Here is a 23,282-nt window from a genome sequence, read left to right on the forward strand (position 1 = left end):
GCTCACAGCGCATGCACTCCGGTATAGGCCGGTGCGAGCGCGTCAGAGACCCGGCGGCAATCATCGGCATAAGCCGGCGAGGCACGGAACGCATCATCGCGCTGGTCAGCGTCGATCCTGATCTCGGCACTGAGCCGGCCGGGTCGCGCCGTCATCACCAGCACGCGCTGCGACAGATAGACCGACTCGAACACCGAATGGGTGACGAACACGACCGTCATGTTCAGCCTGCGCCACAGCTCCAGCAGATCATTGTTGAGGCGGAAGCGCGTGATCTCGTCGAGGGCCGCGAACGGCTCGTCCATCAGCAGGATGCCGGGGTGCGTGACGAGCGCGCGCGCCAGCGAGGCGCGCATCTTCATGCCGCCGGATAGTTCGCGCGGAAAGGCGTCGGCAAAATCAGCGAGACCGACCTGCTCGAGCGCCGCATCGATCCTTGGACGCGCCTGGCTCGCCGGCACCCGCGCAAGCTTCAACGGCAGGCCGACATTGTCGCGCACGCTGGTCCAGGGCATCAGGGTCGGCTCCTGGAACACGAAGCCGACGCGATCGCCGGGATGCGCCTCTGACGAGGCGGCGACATCCACCGTCCCGGCGCTTGGCGCCACCAGACCCGCAATCAGGCGCAGCGCCGTCGACTTGCCACAGCCGGAGGGGCCGAGCAGCGAGACGAATTCGCCTTTGGCGATGGTCAGATCGATCGGCCCCAGCGCGGCGACGCCGGACTCGTACACCTTGGTGACGCCGCGCAGGCATACCGCGGTCGCAACGGCGCGCTCGGACGAAGGGGGTGAGCTCATTTGCTGAAAGCGCCGCTCGAGCGTCCTACTTCTTCGGCCGGAGATCGATGCCGACGCCCTTGTTGACGAAACGCAGCGTATACGACTTGCGATAGTCGATCGTCGACTTGACGACGCCGGCCCGCACCATCTTGTCGAAGAAGCTGGCGACGCGCTCGTCCGTCATGGCGCCGATGCCCTTCTCCACGCTGTCGCCGGAATCGACGATGCCGTACTCCTTCATCTTGGCGACCGAATAGGCAAGGAGATCATCGGTCATCTCCGGGTTCATCTTCTTGATCAGCGCGTTGCCCGCGGAATTGTCGCCGTAGATGTAATTGTACCAGCCGATGATCGAAGCATCGACGAAACGCTGCACCAGGTCCGGCTTGCTCTCGATGAGGTCGCGCCGCGTCTCGATCAGGGTCGAATAGGTGTTGAAGCCGTTGTCCGCGAGCAGGATCACGCCGGGCTTGAAGCCGGCGGCGCGCTCGACCGCGAACGGCTCCGACGTGACATACCCCTGCATTGCGCTCTGCGGCGTAGCGATGAAGGGCTGCGGATTGAACGTGTAGGGGCGGACATTCTTCTCGGAGAAGCCGTATTCCGATTTCAGCCATTGATAGTAGCTGGAGATGCCTTCCTTGGAGACGAACAGGGTCAGCGGCTTCAGCTCCTCGAGCTTGGTGATCCTGGACTCCGGATGGGTCAGGAACACCTGCGGATCCTTCTGGAACATCGCCGCGATCGACACCACCGGCACGTTGTTGGCGACGGCGTCGAACGACATCAGCGTATTTGCGGCCATGAAGAACTCGATCTTGCCGGAGATCAGCAGCATGCGGTTGTTCTCGTTCGGACCGCCCGGCACGATCGTCACGTCCAGTCCGTAGCGCTTGTAGGTGCCGTCGGCGACCGCCTGGAAGAAGCCGCCATGCTCGGCCTCGGCAACCCAGTTGGTGCCGAACGAGACCTTGTCCAGCATCTGGGCCTGAGCCGCCGAGATCAGTCCGGCTACGACCAGCGATGCCGCCATTAACGTTCGCGACAGAAGCGCCTGCGCCATGTCTGGTCTCCCCGGTTCTTTCTGGCTGAACATGCTAAGATCAATCGGTGATAACTACCCTGCCCGACGGACGAAGGAAATGGCCCGCGCGATGACCGTGCCGCCCCGCGACTGGACCGAGCTGCACTGGCCGGATTTTGGAGCGCCCGACTCGGGAACGCCCGAGACCGCGCGCTGGATCGCGGTGCTGCCGCTCGCCGCCACCGAGCAGCATGGGCCGCACCTGCCTCTCGGCACTGACGTCTACATTGCCGAGGCTTATCTCGCGCGCGTCCGCGCGCTGCTGCCGCCGGCGCTGCCGGTGACGGTGCTGCCGGTGCAGCCCGTGGGGATCTCGACCGAGCATATCGACTATCCGGGCACGCTGACCGTGCCGACGGAGGTCGCGCTGCGGAGCTGGCGTGCTCTCGGCGACAGCGTCGCGCGCGCTGGACTCAGGAAGCTCGTGATCGTCACCAGCCATGGCGGCAACAGCGCTGCGATGACCCTGGTCGCGCAGGATCTGCGCGCTGATCACCGCATGCTGGTGGTGACGACGTCATGGTCGCGCTTCGGTGCGCCCGATGGGTTGTTCTCGGCCGATGAGCTGCGGCACGGCATCCACGGCGGCGCCGTCGAGACCTCGATCATGCTGGCCTGCCATCCCACGCTGGTGCGCACCGATGCCATCGCCGCTTTCCCCTCGCGCGGCGCTGAAATGGAAACCACCTGCAAGGTGCTCTCGACGCAGCGGCCGGCGCCGATGGCCTGGCAGACGCAGGACCTGAATGCGAGCGGTGCGGTCGGCGATGCCACGCAGGCGTCGGCGGAGAAGGGCGAGCGCGTGCTGGACCACGGCGCGCGGGCGTTCTGCGCGCTGCTGGAGGACGTCGATAACTTCGACGTGAACACGCTTCGCCGCGGCCCGTTGCCGGGCTGCTGAACCGAGGCCAAGCCCCTGTATCAACGAACGAATTTTCAGGGCGCCGGGCACCTCATCCGGCGATTCGAACCGGTTTCGAAAAGGCTCCGTCCAATTTGGCAAGCGGCCGACGCCGGCCGCCCCAATAGCAAACAGGAGCCTTCGACCATGTCGATCAAGACCAAGATTGCCGCCCTCGCACTGACCGCGCTCGCCGTCACCGGCAGCATCGCGGCGACGTCGACGCCCGCTGCGGCCAACGGCTTCCACCATCATCACTGGGGCTGGGGCGTCGGTGCCGGCCTCGTCGGAGCCGCCGTCGTCGGCAGCGCCATCGCCGCCAGCAACGACGGCTACTATTACGGCGGTGGCTATCGGTACTGCCGCTGGGTGCCGCAGTACAACGTCTACGGCCAGTATGTCGGCCGCGTCAGGGCCTGCGGCTATTGATGCTGGGCGCTCGCCTCGCCCCGCCCAATCACGGCCAAGGCCCGCCTCGCCCCATCCGCCACGGCCGGGCTTCCACCTGCCCCGATCCGCGATCTCGACAACCCGCCCGGCCGCCCCGGGCGGGTTTTTTGTTGCGCAGGCGCCACACCCGCAATCAGAAACCGAATGAACCAGCCCTGCGCTTGCTGTTGCGAATTAATCGCAATATAAATCATCCCTAAATCGCCGCAGCTCATCCACACTTCCGATCGAACATCATCTACTCCGTAATCTTCTCGTGACTGTGCGCGGGCAATCAGGTGTGACGTTGCCGGTGTCGTCGTGTGCCTCGCCTTGGGAATCTGCTGCCATGATCCGTTCGAACTGCACCCGGGAGACGATCGCGACCGCCGCCATGATCGCCGCGCTCGCCGCCCCCGCTGCTGCCGCCGACCTGCCGGTCAAGGCCCGGATGGCACAGACGGTGTTCGACTGGACCGGCCTCTATGTCGGCGTCCATGCCGGCTATACCCGTGACCATGCCCGGGCGACCCTGACCGACCCGAGCGGGACGGCCAGCGCCGGCAGCCCGTTCAGCGGCCTCACCGGTGGCGCGCAGGCCGGCTACAACTGGGTCACCCGCTCCGGCCTGCTGCTCGGGCTCGAGGGCGATTTCAGCTTTCCGAACTATCTCACCTCCAACCACACCGTCGCGATGCTGGGCACACCCGGCTCGAACGTCTCCGAGCTGTGGGACTATGTCGCCACCGCCCGCGGCCGGGTCGGCTACGTCAGGGGCGACTGGCTGGTCTATGCCACCGGCGGCCTGGCCTGGACCGGCGGCCGCTTCATCAACACCACTGCGGCCGGCGACACCGAGAAGCTGCTGACGACGCGGCTCGGCTGGGCCGCCGGCGCCGGCATCGAGCGCAGCTTTGCGCCGCATTGGAGCTGGCGCCTCGAATATCTCTACAGCCATTTCGAGAACGCCGGCGTCCGCTTCTCCAACGGTGCCAGCTACAATTCCGCGCTCGAATTCCAGACCCTGCGGGTTGGGCTCAACCGCAAGCTGGACTTCGCCGGCGGTCCCGATCTGAAGCTCAAGAGCGATCCGTCCGATCCCGAATCCGACCGCTGGGAGATCCACGGCCAGGCGACCGTGATCGGCCAGGGCTATCCGGCGTTCCGCGCCGCCTACACCGGCGCCAACAGCCTGACGCCCGCGCGCCAGTTCCAGGAGACCTGGAGCAATAGCCTGTACATCAACGCGCGGCTGTGGGATGGCGGCGAGGTCTACTACAATCCCGAGCTGCTGCAGGGCTTCGGCCTCAGCAACACCGTCGGCCTTGGCGGCTTCTCCAATGGCGAGGCGCAGAAGTCGGACTTCCCCTATCCCCACTACAACACCTCGCGCCTGTTCCTGCGCCAGACCTTCGGCTTCGGCGGCGAGCAGGAGCAGCTCGGCAGCGGCCAGTTGCAGCTATCGGGCAAGCAGGACGTCTCGCGACTCACCGTGCAGATCGGCAAATTTCCCGTGCTCGACGTGTTCGACGGCAACGCCTACGCCAAGGACGCGCGCAAGGACTTCATGAACTGGTCGGTGTGGGCGCCCGGCGCCTTCGACTACGCCGCCGACAAGCTCGGCCTGACCTACGGCGCGACAGCCGAGCTCAATCAAAAGAGCTGGGCGCTGCGCGCCGGCTATTTCCTCATGGACGCAGTATCGAACTCGAACAATTTCGACATGAACGTCTTCCGCCGCGGCAGCTACGTCGTCGAATTGGAAACGCGCTATCAGTTGTTCTCGCAGCCCGGTCACCTACGCACAATCGGCTGGTTCAACAGCGTGTTTTCCGGCAGCTATCGAGAGACGCTCGACGATGCCGCGCTCAATCTCGACATCAGCCAGACGCGGCGCGGCCGCAGCAAATACGGCTATGTCGTCAGCTTCGACCAGGCGCTGACGGACGATGTCGGCCTGTTCGGGCGCTGGAGCTGGAACGACGGCAAGACCGAGATCATGGCGTTCACCGACATCGACAACAGCCTGTCGCTGGGCAGCTCGATCAAGGGCACCCGCTGGGGCCGTCCCGACGACACGATCGGCCTCGCCGGCGTGACCAACGGCCTGTCGCGCGACCACCGCGCCTTCCTCGCCGCCGGTGGCCTCGGCCCGCTGATCGGCGACGGCGCCCTGAACTACCGGCGCGAGAACATCATCGAGGCCTACTACGCCTATTCCATCAACAAGTACCTGACCTTCACCGCCGACTACCAATTCGTCAGCAACCCCGCCTACAACGCCGACCGCGGCCCGGTGTCGATCTTCTCCGGGCGGCTGCACGGGGATTTCTGAGGAGCGGTCGCGCAGGCGTTGCGCCCTGCGGCCTGACGCCAGTGAGAGCCGAAACTGGCGCTCCACAAAAGGTGTCGTCCCGGCGAACGCCGGGACCCATACCGCGGACGCCATCGAGGGACCTCGCTGGCAGTTGTCCTGCCTGATCGTCAGCGCCCGTGGTGGCGGCAATTCGTCGCCGTTCCGAGTGCCTTCGATAGATCACGCGGTATGGGTCCCGGCGTTCGCCGGGACCCATACCGGAGGTTCAGGAGCTGCCCGTGCCTCAAGCGAACCAGCCTCCCACTTTCAGCCCTCCCATGCACGCCACCTCCGCACACCGGCATTGGGCGCTTGCCGTCCCCATATGCTAGGACCTGTCCCCATCCTGCCCCTCCGGGCGCCAGACAAGGTCGAAATGCTCTCCGTCGAACTCGCCATCATCGTCGTCCTCATCGTCGTCAACGGACTGTTATCCATGTCCGAACTCGCGATCGTGTCGTCGCGTCCCGCGCGGCTGGCGCTGCTGGCGGAAAAGGGCGTTTCCGGCGCCCGTCGGGCGCTCGCGCTGGCGTCCGATCCCGGCCGGTTCCTCTCGACGGTGCAAATCGGCATCACCCTGGTCGGGGTGCTCTCCGGCGCATTCTCCGGCGCCACGCTCGGCCAGCGCCTGACACAATCGCTGCTGGAGCTCGGCCTGTCGGCTTCGGTCGCCGACATCGTCGGCGTCGGCCTCGTCGTCACCATTATCACCTATGCCACGCTGATCGTCGGCGAGTTGGTGCCGAAACAGCTCGCGCTGCGTGATCCCGAGGCGATTGCCGTCCGCGTCGCGCCGGCCATGCAGTTGCTCGCCAAGGTGTCGCTGCCGCTGGTGGTGCTGCTCGACCTTTCCGGCAAGCTGATCCTGACGCTGCTCGGCCGCTCCGGCGAGGCCGAGGAGAAAGTTTCCGAAGAGGAGATCCACCATCTGGTGCGCGAGGCCGAGACCGCCGGCGTGCTCGAGCCAGGCGAGAAGGAGATGATCGCCGGCGTGATGCGGCTCGGCGACCGTCCGGTCGGCGCCATCATGACGCCGCGGCCCGAGGTCGACGTCGTCGACCTCAACGACGACCCCAAGGCCATTCGCGAACTGCTCGCCAAGAGCCCGCATTCGCGCCTGCCGGTGTCGGACGGCGAGCGCGACCGTCCGATCGGCGTGCTGCAAGCCAAGGACCTGCTGGCGGCGTATCTGCGCGATGAGACGCCGGACCTGCGCAGCCTGGTGCGCGAGGTGCCGATCATTCCGTCCACCGTCGATGCGCGCGACGTGATCGCCATCCTGAAGGTGGCGCCCGTGCATATGGGGCTGGTGCACGACGAATACGGCGCGTTCGAAGGCGTGGTGACCGCGGCGGATATCCTGGAGTCGATCGTTGGCGCGTTCTCCTCCGAGGAGGGCCCGCCCGAGCCGGCCTGCGTCCGCCGTGACGACGGCTCGCTGCTGGTCTCCGGCTGGATGCAACTCGACGAGTTCGCCGACGTGCTGGCGATCGAGGTGCCGCCGCATCGCGGCTATCACACCGTCGCAGGCCTCGTGCTGCAGCACTTCGGCAGCGTGCCCGAGGTCGGCCAGAGCTTCGAGCTGCAAGGCTGGCGCTTCGAGATCATCGACCTCGACGGCCGCCGCATCGACAAGATCCTGGCGACGAGGCTCGCGCCGGACGGCGGCGAGCCGAACGTGGGGTGATTGAGCCCCACTGCTGCGGCCCGACCAGTGCGCTCCCTCTCCCGCTTGCGGGGGAGGGTTGGGGTGGGGGCGCCACAGCGGCAGTCGCTCCCGGAGCATTCCCTACCCGCATCGCACCTGACGATGCGATGCGACCTCCCCCGCAAGCGGGGGAGGCGCTGACCGTCGTCGGCGCGACAGATGTGACCCGGCGTCTCCGTACCGATGGAGCCCCAAGCCAAGCCGCATCTGCGTTCGACTAGCCTCGTCGCGGGAACGTGAAGAGGCTGCCTGCGTATCCTTTGATAGGCCGGACCGAGAGGCCGGATCCCGACCGCTCCGCTTGATATCAAACCATCACACAGGGCACTTAGGGTGCGGATTCGGCCGGCACTGTCCGGCCGACCAGCCCTCAAGCCATGACACGGCCACGTCCGCAGCCTCCGCCGATGGTTGCGGCCGACCAGACGAGACATGCCGATGCTGCTCCGGGACATCAGGACGACCGTGCTGCGCGAAACCGTGCGCCCCAATATCTGGGACGTCGTCGCGCTGATCATCGTGGTCGGCGCGATGGTGCTGATCGTCTATGGCGGCGAGCAGACCACCCAGCCCTTGTCCGCGCTCGACACCGCCCCTGTCTCGCTCGATCCGTCCAACCTGCCGCTCTACGCGCTGCGCACCACCTTGCGCATGCTGCTCGCCATCGCGTGCTCGCTCGTCTTCACCTTCGTCTATGCGGCGCTCGCGGCCAAGAGCCGGCGCGCCGAGATCGTGCTGATCCCGCTGCTCGACATCCTGCAGTCGGTACCGATCCTCGGCTTCCTGACCTTCACCGTCGTGTTCTTCATGAACCTGTTTCCGGGCCAGGTGCTGGGCGCCGAGCTCGCCTGCGTGTTCGCGATCTTCACCAGCCAGGCCTGGAACATGACCTTCAGCATGTACCAATCGATGCGCAACGTGCCGAAGGACCTGGAGGAGGCGACGCGCAGCTTCCACCTCTCCGGCTGGCAGCGCTTCTGGCGGCTCGACGTGCCCTATGCGATGCCCGGCCTGATATGGAATGCGATGATGTCGATGTCCGGCGGCTGGTTCTTCGTCGTGGCGTCGGAGGCGATCACGGTCGGCAACACCACCGTCACCCTGCCCGGCATCGGCTCCTATGTCGCGCTCGCCATTCAGCAGAAGGATCTGGCGGCGATCGGCGCCGCGCTGCTGACCATGCTGCTCGTCATCACCGCCTATGACCAGCTGCTGTTCCGCCCGATCGTGGCCTGGGCCGACAAATTCCGCTTCGAGCAGACCGCCTCCGGCAATCCGCCCACCTCCTGGATGCTCGATCTGTTCCGGCGCACCCGCGCCCTGCGCTCGCTGTCGATGCCGTTCGCTGCGCTCAACCGCACCTTCTCGAACCTGCGGATCAACTGGCCGAAAGCCTGGAGCGGCCCCGTGCGCCACGCGCCGCCGTCGCAGATGGTCGACGGTCTCTGGCTTGCCGTGGTCATCCTCGGCTGCGTCTATGCCGGCTGGAAGACCTATCTCTATCTCTCGGCGACGCTGGCGCTCACCGACGTCCTCACCGCGATCGGCTACGGCCTGATCACGCTGATCCGCGTCGCGGTGCTGATCGCGCTGGCGTCGCTGATGTGGGTGCCCGTCGGCGTCTGGATCGGGCTGCGGCCGAAGCTCGCCGAGCGCATCCAGCCGCTGGCGCAATTCCTCGCCGCCTTCCCGGCCAACCTCGCCTTCCCGGTGTTCGTCGTGCTCATCGTGCGCTTTCGCCTCGACGCCAATGTCTGGTTGAGCCCGCTGATGATCCTGGGCACACAGTGGTACATCCTGTTCAACGTCATCGCCGGGGCCAGCGCCTTCCCGACCGACCTGCGCGAGGCCGCCGCGAGCCTGCATCTCACCGGCTGGCGCTGGTGGTTCAAGGTCGTGCTGCCCGGAATCTTCCCCTATTACATCACCGGCGCCATTACCGCCTCCGGCGGCTCGTGGAACGCGGCGATCGTCGCCGAGGTCGCGAGCTGGGGTGATACCCATCTCACCGCAAGCGGGCTCGGCGCCTACATCGCTGCGGCCACCGAGCACGGCGACTTTCCGCGCGTCGTGCTCGGCATTGCCGTGATGTGCATTCTCGTCACTCTGTTCAACCGGCTGCTGTGGCGGCCGCTCTATGCCTTCGGCGAACGCCGGCTGCGGCTCGGCTGACCGGGAGAATTGTCATGCGCGACCAGGTCAAGGACTCATCGCTGATCGAGATCAAGAGCGTCAGCCGGCTGTTTCCCAAGGGCAGCGGCGAGGATCTCGTCGTGCTGGAGAAGGTTGACCTCACGATCCGCGCCGGCGAGATCGTCGGCCTGCTCGGACGCTCCGGCTCCGGCAAGTCGACGCTTCTGCGGATCATCGCCGGCCTGGTGTCGCCATCCTCGGGCGAAGCGCGCTGCCGCGGCGAGATCATCGCCGGCCCGCCCGTTGGTGTCGCCATGGTGTTCCAGTCGTTCGCACTGTTTCCCTGGCTGACCGTGCTGCAGAACGTCGAGCTCGGCCTCGAGGCGCTCGGTGTCGACAGCGCCGAGCGGCGCAAGCGCGCGCTGGCCGCGATCGACCTGATCGGTCTCGACGGTTTCGAATCCGCTTTTCCAAAGGAGCTCTCCGGCGGCATGCGCCAGCGCGTCGGCTTCGCCCGCGCGCTGGTGGTGCATCCCGACCTGCTGCTGATGGACGAGCCGTTCTCGGCCCTGGACGTGCTGACCGCCGAGACACTTCGTACCGACCTCGTCGATCTCTGGACCGACGGGCGGCTGCCGATCAAGTCGGTGCTGATGGTGACGCACAACATCGAGGAAGCGGTGCTGATGTGCGACCGCATCCTGGTGTTCTCGTCCAATCCCGGCCGCGTCGCCGCCGAGTTCAAGGTCGACCTGCCGCATCCGCGCAACCGGCTCGATCCGGCGTTCCGCCAGCTCGTCGACAGTCTCTATGCCCGCATGACGCAGCGGCCCGAGCCGAAGCTGCCGAGCACCGCCAGCGCCGGCGTCGGCATGGTGCTCAGCCACGTGTCGTCGAACTCGATCTCGGGCCTGATCGAGACGCTCGCCGGCGAACCTTATAATGGGCATGCCGACCTGCCGGTGCTGGCGGGCCATCTGCAGCTCGAGGTCGACGAGATCTTTCCCTTGGCCGAGGCGCTGCAGCTCCTGCGCTTCGCCCAGCTCAGCGAAGGCGATCTGACCCTGACCGAGGCCGGACGGCGGTTCGCGCATCAGGAGACCGACGAGCGCAAGAAGCTGTTCGCGCAGCATCTGATGGAGAACGTGCCGCTGATGGGGCTGATCCGCCGCGTGCTCGACGACCGCCCCTCGCACGCCGCGCCGGCCGCGCGCTTCCGCATCGAGCTCGAGGACTACATGTCCGAGCACTATGCCGACGAGACGCTGCACACCATCGTATCATGGGGCCGCTACGCCGAGCTGTTTGCCTATGACGAGCAATCCGAGACCTTCAGCCTGGAAAACCCGCATTGAGGCCAGCGGCGTCACGGCGCGATCGTCAGGGTCGCCTTCATGTTGGGGTGAAAGCGGCAGTAGTAGTCGACCGTGCCCGCCTTCTTGAGGACCGAACTCACCGTCTTGCTCGGCGGCAAAATGACATCGAATGCGCCATCCCGCGCCGTCGCCGTATGAGCCAGCGCATCCTTGTTGACCCATTCGACGGTGTCGCCGACCTTGGCCGAAGCCGCGGCCGGCGAGAATTCGAGCTTGTCCACCACGATCCGGATCGTGGCCGCGCGCGCCGGAACGCTCACGGCGGCGAGCACAACCATGCTCACGAGAGTGATGCGTCCCGACAGCATCGGATCGTCCTACTTCAGATCCGCCGCGACATGCTCGGCGTGCTGCTCGTGGCCCTGGAACAGCTTCAGGCCGGTCTGCAGCAACTCCTTCAGCTCGGCGTTGGTTGCGGACGGAATGAGCTGCGTCTCCAGCGCGCCGTTCACCGTCTTGTGGTAGGCGACCTCGTTGGCGATATAGGCCTTGTCGAAGGCCGCGCCCTTGAGCTTGCCGAGCTCGTCGAGCTTCTCGCTCGCCTGCTTCGACAGTGCGCGGCTGGTGTCGTTATCCTCAGGCGTGACTTTCAACTTCTTGACGAGGGCGAGGGCCTGCTTGTTGACCGCCTCGTGGTCACGCACCATGCCTTGGGCGAACTCCTTGACTTCCTTGCTCCCGGATTTGTCCAAGGCCTGCTTCGCCGCCTTGATGTCGATTTCGCCGGCTGTGTAGGCGATATGCGCGATCTGCGGATCGCTGAGCTTGGCGCCCTGCGACAGGGCGGCGCTGCTCGTGACGCAGAGCGCGACGGCGATCGTGCCGATATGCTTGAACATGGTTCTCATCTCCTGTGGCGCCGGACCTCGTGGCCGGCGGGTGAATGGCTGCACAGGGATTGGATGAAAAGCGGGAGCCGACGTTCCCGGGAATCTTCACGCCGGACGTCGAAGACGATCGAGCACGGCGTCGGTCAGCCGCTCGCAACGCGGGCCGGCGAAGGGAAACGCGTCCAGAAGGACGGGACCGATCTCCTTTTCGACGTTCTCGCGCAACATGCCGCGGGCGCGATGCAAGCGCGTCTTCACGGTCTCGGGCTTCAATCCGAGCAAGTCCGCCGTCTCGTCGATGCTCATCTCCTCGATCACGCGGGCGATGAACACCAGGCGAAACGGCTCGGACAGGTCATCGATCGCCCGTTCGACGACGGCCTGGATCTGGCGCTGCGCCACAGACTTCTCCGGATCGCTCGACGTGGCGGGAAATTGGATCACCTCGGCCCCTGGCCTGTCTTGGTGCTGCACATCCAGTTGCAGTGCGGGCCGTTGTCCGCGCAGGCGTCCCATCGCCTCGTTCATTGCGATGCGGACCAACCAGGTCGACAGGCTGGACTGGCCGCGAAACTCGTCGAGATGGGTGAGCGCCCGGACATAGGTCTCCTGCACGACGTCCTCCGCCTCACTGTCATTGCACAGGATGCCGCGGGCGATCCGGAACAGGCGACGGTTGTTGGCCTGGAGGATGGCCCGGATGGCGGTCTCGTCCCGGGCTTTTGCCCGTCGGATCAGGTCATCCTCGCCGCTCGTCGCCGCGGAGACTGTGGTCGCTGTGGTCCAAGGCATTGTCGATCATCCAAGCTGAGCACGCGTGGCTTAGATGGAATTGGAGCCGGAAGGTTCCCAAGAACAATCACGCAAGGCGTTTTACTGCACCGCCGCGAACGTATCGGCTCGCGCCATCGCCCAGGCGTCGCGGAAGCGGACGTCCTGGGTGCCGTCGAGCAGCTCGCCAGGACGCAGCGCCGGATACAGCTTGGCAAACGAGGACACCTCAGTGGTCGACGTCCGCTGTGAGAAGTGGATCGGCCGCAGGTCCTGCGGATGTTCGAGACCGGCGGCGGCGAGCAGCTCGGCCAGCGCATGCAGGGTCGCGTGATGATAGTTGTAGACGCGGTCGAGCTTGTGCGGGACGACCAGCGCGCGAGCGCGCGTCGGATCCTGGGTGGCGACACCGGTCGGGCATCTGTCGGTATGGCAGCTCAAGGACTGGATGCAGCCGAGCGAGAACATGAAGCCGCGCGCCGCGTTGCACCAGTCGGCGCCGATCGACATCGCGCGCGCCATGTCGAACGCGGTGGCGATCTTGCCGGAGGCGCCGATCTTGATGCGGTCGCGGATGCCAAGGCCGACCAGCGCATTGTGCACGAAGCTGACGCCCTCGCGCATCGGCATGCCCAGATGGTCCATGAACTCGAGCGGCGCGGCACCGGTGCCGCCTTCATTGCCGTCGACCACGATGAAGTCGGGATAGATGCCGGTCTCCAGCATGGCCTTGCAGATCGCGAGGAATTCCCAGGGGTGGCCGATGCACAGCTTGAAGCCGGCCGGCTTGCCGCCCGACAGTCGCCGCATCTCGCCGATGAACTGCATCATGCCGATGGGCGTCGAGAACGCGCGATGCGCCGGCGGCGAGATGCAATCCTCGCCCATCGAGACGCCGCGGATCTTCGAGATCTCCTCGGACACCTTGGCGGCCGGCAGCACCCCGCCATGGCCGGGCTTGGCGCCCTGGCTGATCTTGAGCTCCACCATCTTGATCTGGTCGTGGCTCGCGACCCGCGTGAACGCCTCGGGATCGAACGTGCCATCATGACGCCGGCAGCCGAAATAGCCGGAGCCGATCTCCCAGATGATGTCGCCGCCCATTTCGGCGTGATAGGGACTGAAGCCACCTTCGCCGGTGTCGTGGGCGAAGCCGCCCTTCTTCGCCCCGCCATTGAGGGCACGCACCGCATTCGGGCTCAGCGCGCCGAAGCTCATGGCGGAGATGTTGAACACCGAGGCCGAATACGGCTTGGTGCAATCCGGACCACCAATGGTGATGCGGAACTTCTCCTCCGCATGCGGCTTGGGCGCGATCGAATGGTGCATCCATTCGTAGCCCTCGCGGTAGACGTCCTCCTGGGTGCCGAACGGGCGCTTGTCGAGCTCCATCTTGGCGCGCTGATAGACCACCGCGCGGGTGTCGCGCGAGAACGGCATGCCGTCCTTTTCGCTCTCGAAGAAATACTGCCGCATCTCGGGCCGGATCTCTTCGAGCAAGAACCGCATATGCGCCGAGATCGGATAATTGCGCAGCACTGCGTGGCTCTTCTGCACGAGATCGCGGATGCCGAGCAGGGTGAGCGCACCGAAGATCAGCAGCGGGATCAGGACGAGATCGAAGATCTTGCGGTCGTAGATACCGAGGATCAGCAGCAGGGCGGTCGCCGTGGCGCAGATCGTCAGCACGATGAAGCGCGGCGAAAACGGGAGCAGCAGCGTATCCATGGGAGGCCTCGGGGCAGCTCGTGGAAGATCCGGTGTCACGATAGTACTGATATCGCGAAGCAATCGTTACACAAGCGCGCGCAATCGGCCATCGATGATATCACAACGTCGATAGCCCTAGGCTATCGGCTGCGGCACTGCGAGATCGGTCCGCAGCGCCGTAGCGGCCTCGGCGCCTCCCCGCCGAGACACGCGATCGCCAAAGGCAGCTGCTTACCCCTCCGCAAACAGCCCCGAATGCGCCTCGCGCAACTGACGCTTCAAGAGCTTGCCGCTGGGATTCTTGGGCAGCGCATCGACAAACACGATCCGTTTCGGCGTCTTGAAGGTGGCGAGCCGTGCCGAGGCCTGCTTGAGCACCACCTCCTCGGTCAGCTCGCAGCCGGACTTGACCACGACCATCGCCACGACCGCCTCGACCCAGCGTGGATGCGGCAGGCCGACGACGGCGACCTCCGACACTTCCGGAATCAGATACAGCGCCTCCTCGACCTCGCGGCTGGCGACGTTCTCACCGCCGGTCTTGATCATGTCCTTCTTGCGGTCGACGATGGTGATGTAGCCTTCGTCGTCGATGGTCGCGAGATCGCCGGAATGAAACCAGTCGCCGTGGAAGGCGGCGGCAGTGCGCTCGTCGTCATGGAAGTAGCCGAGCATCAGATGCGGCGAGCGGTGTACGACCTCGCCGACCTCGCCCGGGGCGACATCATTCATGTCGTCATCGACGATCCGGGTCTCGACGTTGAGCACGGCGCGGCCGCAACTGCCCGGCTTGCGCAATTGATCGTCGGGTCCGAGCATCGTCGCCAGCGGCGCGATCTCGGTCTGGCCATACAGGTTCCACAGACGCACCTTCGGCAGCCGCTGCGCCAGCTCGCGCAGCACCTCGACCGGCATGATCGAGGCGCCGTAATAGCCCTTGCGCAAAGTGGACAAGTCGGTGGTCTCGAACAGCGGCGAGCGCAGAATCGAGATCCACACCGTCGGCGGCGCGAAGAACGAGGTGATGCGATATTTCGCGATCAGCGGCAGCAGATTGTCCGGCGTCGGAAACGCGGTGATGATGTTGGTGGCGCCGACATAGATCGACGGCCCGAAGAACACGTCGAGCTGCGCGCAGTGATACAGCGGCAGCGCGTGGAGGGTGACATCGTCGGCGGAAATGCCGGCATCGACGATACAGCTGACATACTGCCAAATGACGGCGTCATGGGTCAGCATCGCGCCCTTCGGCAGCGACTCCGTGCCGGAAGTGTAGACGATCTGCGCGACGTCGCCTCCGGCGATCTCGACGGCAGGCACCGTCGCCGTCGAGGCCGCGAGCTCGGCAAAATCGATCATGTCGGCCTGCCGCTCGCTCGAACCTTCCGACGGCAGCCAGATCAATTGCTCGACCGCCGGCACCAGCGCCTTGGCAGCACGTGCCACGCCGGCAAAGCCGCTGTCGGTCGCGAGCAGCCGCGCGCCCGCATGCTTGAGGATGTAGGCGACCTCCTCCGGCTTGAGCATGAAATTGATCGGCACCAGGACAGCGCCGAGCCGCGCCAGCGCGAAGCGCAGGGCGGCAAAGGCATGAGAGTTGCGCGCGAGGATGGCGACCCGCTCGCCCTTGCCGACGCCGCGCGCGGCGAGGCCGGCCGCGAGGCGGTCGACGATGGCGTTGAACTCGGCGTAGGTCCAACGCGTATCGCCGCAGATCACCGCCGTCTTGCCTGGCGTGCGCGCCGCGCTCCGCCGCAGGAGGTCACCGAGCGTCTGTCTGCGAACGATGGAATCCATGGCCGTACCCCTCATTGTATCGGGGATGGCCGCCGCTCGGGCAATCCAAGTCCCCTCCCTGTGTCGCGCCGGACGTCTGCAGGTCCGGTCTTGCTGCCGAAAATCGCACGGCCGCTTCGAAACGCGCAAGGAGGATATTGCCAACGAAAAGAGCGCCCCGATTGCGTCGAGGCGCTCTTTCGAAAGTGTCAAAGTCGGAAGCTTGGCGGCTCAGCGCTCGACGAACGCTTTCTCGATCACGAAATGGCCGGGTTCGTTGCCGCTGCCTTCGAGGAAGCCGCGGGATTCGAACATGGTCTTGAGCTCCTCCAGCATCGCCGGGCTGCCGCACATCATGATGCGGTCCTTGGCGATATCGAGCTCATGCTGGCCGATATCGTTGAACAGCTGCTGCGACGAGATCAGGTCGGTGATGCGGCCGCGGTTGCGGAACGGCTCGCGGGTGACGGTCGGATAATACTGCAGCTTGCCGTCGAGCAGCTCTCCGAACAGCTCGTCCTCGCGCAGCTTGGCGACGACGCTCTCGCCATAGGCGAGCTCGGCGACCTGGCGGCAGCCGTGGACCAGCACGATGCTCTCGAAACGCTCGTAGACGTCGGGATCCTTGATCAGGCTGGCGAACGGGGCAAGGCCGGTGCCGGTCGACAGCAGCAGCAGCCGGCTGCCGGGCAGCAGGTTGTCGGGGATCAGCGTCCCGGTCGCCTTGCGGCCGACCAGGATGGTGTCGCCTTCCTTGATCTTCTGCAGCCGGGAGGTCAGCGGACCGTCCTGCACCTTGATGCTGAAGAACTCGAGTTCCTCCTCGTGATTGGCGCTCGCCATGCTGTAGGCGCGCAGCAGCGGGCGGCCCTCGACCTCAAGGCCGATCATCGCGAACTGACCATTCTGGAAGCGGAAGCCCGCATCGCGGGTGGCTCGGAAGGAGAACAGGGTGTCCGTCCAGTGGTGAACGGAAAGAACTTTCTCTTTATAGAACGCGCTCATGTCGTTTGTTTTTTCACGTGGGCTGAAGTTGGAAGAAACAAGTCGTGACGGAGGCAGGACCGCAAAAACCCTATAGATCCAGCGATTTCGGCGCCTGATGTACGTGAAAACAGCGAATAATCAACCCGCGTGGACGCACCATTGATCACGATCAAATGCATGCCGGCTGATGCCCGGAATCGCCTCGATCGGCCGTTCATTCGTACACAAACGATATGGGTAATTTACTTGCCGAGATTCCGATTTTCCAGCACTTTAATTCCGCATCTCCGGCCCAATCCTTGAGCAATGATTAACCATCCGCAGACCCAGCTCTCCGCCGTCACCCGCTACTGCGCCGAACGAGGCATCGCGCTCGACGTGCGGGAAGACGGCTGGTTGCAGGTGCTCGAGGATGCCACCCGGCGTCACCTGATCTTCGGCTACGATCTCGGCCTGAACAGTGCGGTGGCGCACAGACTGGCGTGTGACAAGGCGGCGACCTCGGCGCTGCTGAGAGCCGATGGGATTGCCGCGGTTCCACACGTATTCTTTCTGGCTCCAGCCCTCGGCGGCCGGTCCGGCCAGACGGCCGAGGCCGTGCTGGCGCTGCTCGAAACCCATCCGCGCGGGCTGGTGGTCAAGCCCAACGAGGGCACCTCGGGACGATCGGTGGTCCGCGTCACCGGGAAGGATGAGCTGCTGCACGCGGTGAACGGCATTTTCGAGACCGGCGCGAACGTCGCGATCGCGCCGCTCATGGATATCGTCGACGAGGTCCGTGTCGTGCAGCTCGATGACGCATCCATGATTGTCTATCGCAAGCTGCGCCCCATCGTGACCGGCGACGGCCTGAAGTCGCTGCTCGACCTCGCGCTGTCGGCCACTCCGGCCGCGGGGCACGCACAACTCCTGCGGCGCCTCGACGCCGAATTCGACGCGTCTGCCCTGCGCGCCGTCGTGCCGCACGGCGAGCAGCGCCTGCTGAGCTGGCGGCACAATCTCGAATTCGGGGCTCAGCCCGTGCTGCTCGAACCCGGCGCACAGCGGGACCTCTGTGCCGCGCTCGCCACCGCGGCGGCCCGCGTCATCGGCATCCGCTACGCATCGGTCGACCTCGTGCTCGCCGATGGACGCTGGCAGGTGCTCGAAATCAATTCGGGCGTGAAGATGGAGGCGCTCGGCCGGCATGCGCCGGAGCTGGTCGAGAGCACCTATTTCGCCGCGCTCGACGCGATCTTCGGCAGAGGCCCACCGAAATGACCTGCGGCCGGCGGCCCGATCTCCAACAATAAGATTTCGCTGGCCTCGATCGAGATGAGGGATTAGTCTCCGGTCCAAAATAAACAGTATACTGTCAATTCGGAGGACGCCCTTGCGCATCGCCGTGCTCGGCGGCGGCCCTGGCGGGCTGTATTTCGCCTATCTCTGGAAGAAGCGGCACCCCGCCGCCGTGGTCGATCTGTTCGAGCAGAACCCGGCCGGAGCGACCTGGGGCTTTGGCGTCGTGTTCTCCGATCAGGCGCTGGAATTTCTGCGCGCCGACGATCCCGACACGGTGGATGCGATCGCGCCGCGCATGGAGAGCTGGCGCAACATCACGCTCAATCTGCGCGGCGAGACCGTCGAGATCGATGGCGTCGGCTTTTCCGCGATCGGCCGGCTCGAACTGTTGAAGCTGCTGCAGGCCCGCGCCGAGAGCGTCGGCGTCGTCGCCCGCTATGGCACGACCGTCCAGTCGCTGGACCAGCTCGCAGGCTACGATCTGATCGTCGCTGCCGATGGGCTGAACTCGCTGGTCCGCCGCAGCTTCGAAGGCGATTTCGGCTTCTCCGTGTCCTACTCCAGCAACAAGTTCGCCTGGTACGGCACGTCGAAGACCTTTGCCACGCTGTCGCAGACCTTCGTCGCGACCGACCGCGGCAGCTTCAACGCGCACCATTATCGCTATGCGCCGGACATGAGCACGTTCCTGGTGGAATGCGATCGCGCCACCTGGCACGCCTATGGCTTCGCCGAGATGTCGGTCGACGAATCCCGGCGCGTCTGCGAGCAGGTGTTTGCCGCCACGCTCGATGGTCACGCGCTGGTCTCCAACCGATCGGTATGGCGCAATTTCCCCTGGGTCTGGAACGAGCACTGGTGGCACCGGAACATGGTGCTGATCGGCGACGCGCTGCATACCGCGCACTTCTCGATCGGCTCCGGGACGCGGCTGGCGATCGAGGACGCGATCGCGCTCGCCAAGGCGCTCGATGCCGAGAGGAGTCTCTCCGACGGCCTCGCCCGCTATCAGGCCGAGCGGCAGCCAATCGTGAAGAAGCTGGTGACGGCGGCCCGGACCAGCAGCGACTGGTATGAATCCTTCCCGGCCCACATGACGCTCGGCCTGTTGGATTTCGCCTACAGCTATATCACCCGATCCGGGCGCATCGATGATTCCAGGCTGCGGGCGATGGCCCCGCAATTCATGGCCCGCTACGAGGCAGCTCGGCGCACGGGAGCGCACGGATGACGAACGAGATCGCCGACAAGGTTCCGCGCGACAGCGCCGGCGCGCGCGAGATCGGCTTCGCGATTCCCGCCCGCTACAATGCCAGCCGTGTGCTGTTCGACAATCTCGCCAGAGGCAACGCCGACAAGGCTGCGCTGATCGGTCCCGCAGGCCAGCGCAGCTATGCCGAGCTGTGTGCCGACGCCTGCCGTTGGGGCAACGGCTTCACCGCGCTCGGACTCAGCCGCGGTGACCGTGTCCTGCTGTTCCTCGACGATACACCAGCCTATCCGGCCGCGTTCTTCGGCGCAGTCCGCGCCGGCTTCGTGCCGCTGCTGATCAACACGCTGACGCCGCCGGATCTGCTGCAATTCTATCTGGCTGATTCCGGCGCCAAGGTCGCGGTCGCCGACGCCGAGTTTGCCGCACGGTTCGACGCGCAGGCCTGCGCCGAGACCGCGCTGCGCACGCTGGTCGTCGTCAATGGCGAGGCGCCGGCCACCGCCGTCGCGACGACGGTCGCGGCCGATGCCTGGCTGCCCGACTTCACCGATGAGCTGGCGGAGGCCGACACCCACCGCGACGAGATGGCGTTCTGGATGTACTCTTCCGGCTCCACCGGTCGCCCCAAGGGCATCGTCCATCTGCAGCACGACATGGCCTATAGCGAGCAGGCGTTCGCGCGCAACGTGCTGCGGCTGACGCCGGACGACATCTGCTTCTCGGTGCCCAAGATCTTTTTCGCCTACGGTTTCGGCAACACGATCACCTTTCCATTCTCGGCCGGAGCGACGACGCTGCTGCTGCCCGGCCAGCCGAAACCCGCCGCCATCTTCGATGCGATCAGCCGCTTCCGTCCCACCGTGTTCTTCGGCCTGCCGACGCTCTACACCGCGCTCACCAAGGCCGAGGGTGCGAAGGAGGCGGACTTCTCGTCACTGCGGCTCGCGGTCTCCGCGGCCGAGGTGCTCTCGGCCGAGGTCTTCAACGGCTGGAAGAGCCTGACCGGCCTGGAGATCGTCGAAGGCCTCGGCTCGACCGAGGTGCTGCACGTCTATCTCTCGAACCGCGAGGACCGCAAGAAGCTCGGCGCCGCCGGACTGCGCGTCCCCGGCTACGAGATCGCGCTGCGCGACGGCGAAGGACGCGAGGTCGCCACCGGCGAAGAGGGCATTCTCTGGGTACGCGGCGACTCGAACACGCCGCTCTACTGGAACCGTCCGGACAAGACCGCGGAGACGATCCGCGATGGCGGCTGGATCTACACCGGCGACCGTTTCGTGCGTGATTCCGACGGCTTCCATTTCTTCCGCGGCCGCGCCGACGATCTGGTCAAGATCTCCGGACAATGGGTCTATCCGCTCGAAGTCGAGCTCTGCCTCGCCGAGCATCCCGATATCCGGGAGTGCGCCGTGTTTGCGCACGAGTTGCCGGATCGTCGCATGAGCCTGAAGGCCGTGGTGGTGACCAACGGCAGATCCAGGGACGAGCCCGCAACGGTCAAGGCGCTGCAGGACTACGTGAAAACGAAGCTGCTGCCTTACAAATATCCGCGCGAGATCGTGTTCCTCGACGAGTTGCCGAAGACAGGCACGGGCAAGATCGATCGCCAGGCGGTGATGCGGCTGTGAATCGACGCCGTCCGCCCGAGAGCCGCGGAGCTCCGCGATCAGCCGGCCTTGCCAAGATGCTCCAGTGCATCCTCGGCGCGCAGCGGCACCCGCGAGACCTCGTTGTTGAGATCGACGAGTTGCGCCAGCAGGGCCATCAGCATCTTGCGATCCGCGGCCTTCAGCGGCGCCAGCATGCGGGCCTGGGCGCGATCAACCGCCGGCATGATCGCACGGAGCAGTGCGCCACCCGTTCTGGTCAGGTAAAGGAGCTTGACGCGCTTGTCCTCGGCCGACGGTTTGCGCTCGATATGGCCCTTGCTCTCCAACCGCTCGATCACGCTGCCGAGCGTCGAACGGTCGAAGGCGATCACCGCCGACAACCGGGTGGCATCGATGCCCGGGTGCGTCTGGATCGCGACCAGCGCTGCGTATTGCACCGGCGTCAGGTCGAACTCCCGACACTCCTCGACGAAGATCGACACCGCAATCTGCTGCATCCGCCGGAACAGATAGCCCGGCTTGGTGTAGACTGCGTCCATCGTGATGTCGGGCGGCCTACTCGGCATCGGGCTGACGCTCCGGAGCAGCATCGGCGAAGGCCGGCAGCGCCTTCGCCGCGGCTTCGGCCTGCAGCAGGCGCGGGAACGCTGCGACATCGACGCCGAAGCGACGTGCATTGCCGAGCTGCGGCACGAGACACAGATCCGCCAGGGTCGGCGCGGCACCGAAGCAGAATGGTCCGGGCTCATGCTTGATCAGCGCTTCGCAGGCAGCGAGCCCCTCGCGATTGGCCCAGCCGGCCCAGGCCGTGACCTTGTCCTCGGGCAGGCCGAGCTCCCGGAGCCGCGCCAGCACCTTCAGGTTCTGCACCGGATGGGTGTCGCAGGCGAGCACTTGCGCGAAGGCGCGGACCTGGGCGCGCCGCAACGGATCCTTCGGCAGCAGCGGCGGCTCAGGATGGGTCTCGTCGAGCCATTCGATGATCGCAAGCGACTGGATCAACGCGACGCCGCTGTCGTCCTCGAGCGCGGGGACCAACCCCTGCGGGTTGAGCGCGAGATAGGCGGGCGCGCGCTGCTCGCCCTTGCGGAGGTGATGCGGCAGATGCTCGGCCGTGAGACCCTTGAGGTTGAGCGCGATCCTGACGCGATAGGATGCGCTGCTGCGGAAATAGCCGTGCAGCTTCATCATGGCAGTCCTCCCGATGCGATGGCTCTGGTTGTATTTGACGGTAATCAAATTGGCAGTATACTGTCAATTAAGAACGACATCTGATCATGGGAGGGACGCATGGCCGCGGTTTCGACACCAGAGCGCGAGGCGTTCTACAAGAAGATCGACGGCGAAAACATGACGGCGCTGTGGACGGTGATGAGCGATCTCATCACGCCCGAGCCGAAGAGCGCCTGTCGCCCGCATCTGTGGCAGTTCGCGGCGATCCGCGACTATATGATCGAGGCCGGGCGGCTGATCACGGCGAAGGAGGCCGAGCGGCGCGTGCTCATCCTGGAGAATCCCGGGTTGCGCGGGCAATCCAAGATCACCACCTCGCTCTATGCCGGCGTTCAGATGGTGATCCCGGGCGACGTCGCCCCCGCCCATCGGCACAGCCAGTCCGCATTGCGCTTCGTGCTGGAAGGCAAGGGCGCCTTCACGACCGTCGAGGGCGAGCGCACCCTGATGGAGCCGGGCGACTTCATCATCACCCCGTCGATGACCTGGCACGATCACGGCAATGAGACCACCGAGCCGATGTTCTGGCTGGACGGCCTCGACATTCCGCTGGTGCAGTTTCTCGACGCATCGTTCGCGCAGGGCGCGCAGGAGGACCAGCAGAAGGTCGCGCGCCCCGCGGGCGACAGCTTCGCGCGCTACGGACATAACCTCCTGCCTGTCGACGCCAAGCGCAGATCCAGGACATCGCCGATCTTCAACTATCCCTACGTCTATACGCGCGAGGCGCTGGAGAACGCGAAGCGCAGCGAGGAATGGGATGCCTGCCACGGGCTGAAGCTGAAATTCTCAAATCCCGAGACCGGCGATTTCGCGATGCCGACGATCGGCACCTTCATCCAGCTGCTGCCGAAGGGCTTCAAGACCGCGCGCTATCGCTCGACCGACGCGACCGTGTTCACCGCGATCGAGGGCAAGGGCCGCAGCCGCATCGGCGACCAGACCTTCGAATGGGGCCCGCGCGATCTGTTCGTCGTTCCGAGCTGGCAATGGGTCAGCCACGAGCCGGACGAGGATGCGGTGCTGTTCTCGTTCTCGGATCGCCCGGTGCAGCAGAAGCTCGACCTGTTCCGCGAGGATCGCGGCAACGCGTGACGCCGGT

At 65.5% G+C, this 23,282-nt stretch carries 20 protein-coding genes; 10 read left to right on the forward strand and 10 right to left on the reverse strand.

What is annotated here, in order from left to right; all coding sequences use genetic code 11:
* Positions 1–2: 2 nt before the first annotated feature.
* Both QX128_RS30180 and QX128_RS30185 read right to left on the reverse strand, forming a co-directional pair.
* On the reverse strand, positions 3–800 hold the full coding sequence (locus QX128_RS30180; protein ID WP_315800528.1) for an ABC transporter ATP-binding protein: 798 nt from the start codon (positions 798–800) through the stop codon (positions 3–5).
* 25 nt (positions 801–825) lie between these two features.
* Positions 826–1,815 (reverse strand): ABC transporter substrate-binding protein, encoded by a 990-nt coding sequence (locus tag QX128_RS30185; protein WP_315800907.1) that lies wholly within the window; start codon positions 1,813–1,815, stop codon positions 826–828.
* 109 nt (positions 1,816–1,924) lie between these two features.
* Here QX128_RS30185 and QX128_RS30190 point away from each other — a divergent pair, with 109 nt between their 5' ends.
* The 6 genes from QX128_RS30190 to QX128_RS30215 all read left to right on the forward strand — a co-directional run bounded on the left by QX128_RS30190 (position 1,925) and on the right by QX128_RS30215 (position 10,748).
* Entirely contained in the window at positions 1,925–2,767 is an 843-nt protein-coding gene (locus QX128_RS30190) for a creatininase family protein (RefSeq protein WP_410053196.1), read from the forward strand.
* A gap of 147 nt (positions 2,768–2,914) precedes the next feature.
* The gene (locus QX128_RS30195; protein ID WP_315752260.1) at positions 2,915–3,196 is read left to right on the forward strand and encodes a hypothetical protein; all 282 of its coding nucleotides are present in this window, start codon (positions 2,915–2,917) and stop codon (positions 3,194–3,196) included.
* A 349-nt stretch (positions 3,197–3,545) separates the two neighbouring features.
* Positions 3,546–5,531: a carbohydrate porin gene (locus QX128_RS30200; protein ID WP_316239342.1), complete on the forward strand. Its 1,986-nt coding sequence runs from the start codon at positions 3,546–3,548 to the stop codon at positions 5,529–5,531.
* A gap of 397 nt (positions 5,532–5,928) precedes the next feature.
* Positions 5,929–7,239 (forward strand): hemolysin family protein, encoded by a 1,311-nt coding sequence (locus QX128_RS30205; RefSeq protein ID WP_315800530.1) that lies wholly within the window; start codon positions 5,929–5,931, stop codon positions 7,237–7,239.
* A 459-nt stretch (positions 7,240–7,698) separates the two neighbouring features.
* Positions 7,699–9,432, forward strand: a complete 1,734-nt coding sequence (locus QX128_RS30210) for an ABC transporter permease subunit (protein WP_315800909.1) — start codon at positions 7,699–7,701, stop codon at positions 9,430–9,432.
* A gap of 14 nt (positions 9,433–9,446) precedes the next feature.
* A complete protein-coding gene (locus tag QX128_RS30215; protein ID WP_316183142.1) occupies positions 9,447–10,748 on the forward strand; it encodes a nitrate/sulfonate/bicarbonate ABC transporter ATP-binding protein in 1,302 nt (433 codons plus the stop codon).
* 11 nt (positions 10,749–10,759) lie between these two features.
* Here QX128_RS30215 and QX128_RS30220 read toward each other — a convergent pair whose 3' ends face one another.
* From QX128_RS30220 to QX128_RS30245, 6 genes are all read right to left on the reverse strand, one after another.
* Positions 10,760–11,077: a cupredoxin domain-containing protein gene (locus tag QX128_RS30220; RefSeq protein WP_316239343.1), complete on the reverse strand. Its 318-nt coding sequence runs from the start codon at positions 11,075–11,077 to the stop codon at positions 10,760–10,762.
* Positions 11,078–11,086: 9 nt separating this feature from the next.
* A complete protein-coding gene (locus QX128_RS30225) occupies positions 11,087–11,608 on the reverse strand; it encodes a DUF4142 domain-containing protein (RefSeq protein WP_315800533.1) in 522 nt (173 codons plus the stop codon).
* A 96-nt stretch (positions 11,609–11,704) separates the two neighbouring features.
* Positions 11,705–12,391, reverse strand: coding sequence for an RNA polymerase sigma factor (locus QX128_RS30230; RefSeq protein ID WP_316239344.1), 687 nt, complete (start codon positions 12,389–12,391; stop codon positions 11,705–11,707).
* 81 nt (positions 12,392–12,472) lie between these two features.
* On the reverse strand, positions 12,473–14,098 hold the full coding sequence (locus tag QX128_RS30235; protein ID WP_315800535.1) for an FMN-binding glutamate synthase family protein: 1,626 nt from the start codon (positions 14,096–14,098) through the stop codon (positions 12,473–12,475).
* Positions 14,099–14,311: 213 nt separating this feature from the next.
* On the reverse strand, positions 14,312–15,877 hold the full coding sequence (locus QX128_RS30240; protein WP_316239345.1) for an acyl-CoA synthetase: 1,566 nt from the start codon (positions 15,875–15,877) through the stop codon (positions 14,312–14,314).
* Between the two features lie 210 nt (positions 15,878–16,087).
* Positions 16,088–16,861 carry a ferredoxin--NADP reductase gene (locus QX128_RS30245; RefSeq protein ID WP_315715287.1) on the reverse strand — a complete coding sequence of 258 codons (774 nt, stop codon included), beginning with the start codon at positions 16,859–16,861 and terminating at the stop codon, positions 16,088–16,090.
* A 288-nt stretch (positions 16,862–17,149) separates the two neighbouring features.
* Here QX128_RS30245 and QX128_RS30250 point away from each other — a divergent pair, with 288 nt between their 5' ends.
* The 3 genes from QX128_RS30250 to QX128_RS30260 all read left to right on the forward strand — a co-directional run bounded on the left by QX128_RS30250 (position 17,150) and on the right by QX128_RS30260 (position 20,965).
* On the forward strand, positions 17,150–18,103 hold the full coding sequence (locus QX128_RS30250; RefSeq protein WP_316239346.1) for a RimK-like protein: 954 nt from the start codon (positions 17,150–17,152) through the stop codon (positions 18,101–18,103).
* 112 nt (positions 18,104–18,215) lie between these two features.
* Positions 18,216–19,355 (forward strand): FAD-dependent monooxygenase, encoded by a 1,140-nt coding sequence (locus QX128_RS30255; protein WP_316239347.1) that lies wholly within the window; start codon positions 18,216–18,218, stop codon positions 19,353–19,355.
* The gene (locus QX128_RS30260; protein ID WP_316239348.1) at positions 19,352–20,965 is read left to right on the forward strand and encodes a benzoate-CoA ligase family protein; all 1,614 of its coding nucleotides are present in this window, start codon (positions 19,352–19,354) and stop codon (positions 20,963–20,965) included. Before QX128_RS30255 ends, QX128_RS30260 begins: the two co-directional genes overlap by 4 nt.
* A gap of 38 nt (positions 20,966–21,003) precedes the next feature.
* Here QX128_RS30260 and QX128_RS30265 read toward each other — a convergent pair whose 3' ends face one another.
* Both QX128_RS30265 and maiA read right to left on the reverse strand, forming a co-directional pair.
* Positions 21,004–21,513, reverse strand: a complete 510-nt coding sequence (locus tag QX128_RS30265; RefSeq protein ID WP_315800540.1) for a MarR family transcriptional regulator — start codon at positions 21,511–21,513, stop codon at positions 21,004–21,006.
* A complete protein-coding gene (gene maiA, locus QX128_RS30270; protein WP_315800910.1) occupies positions 21,503–22,135 on the reverse strand; it encodes a maleylacetoacetate isomerase in 633 nt (210 codons plus the stop codon). Before maiA ends, QX128_RS30265 begins: the two co-directional genes overlap by 11 nt.
* Before the next feature lie 102 nt (positions 22,136–22,237).
* Between maiA and gtdA the strand changes: the two genes are divergently transcribed.
* Positions 22,238–23,275, forward strand: coding sequence for a gentisate 1,2-dioxygenase (gene gtdA / locus QX128_RS30275; RefSeq protein WP_316239349.1), 1,038 nt, complete (start codon positions 22,238–22,240; stop codon positions 23,273–23,275).
* The last annotated feature ends 7 nt before the right edge of the window (positions 23,276–23,282 follow it).

Origin of the sequence: Bradyrhizobium sp. SZCCHNR1015 (assembly GCF_032489875.1) — a bacterium.
Lineage (GTDB): Bacteria > Pseudomonadota > Alphaproteobacteria > Rhizobiales > Xanthobacteraceae > Bradyrhizobium.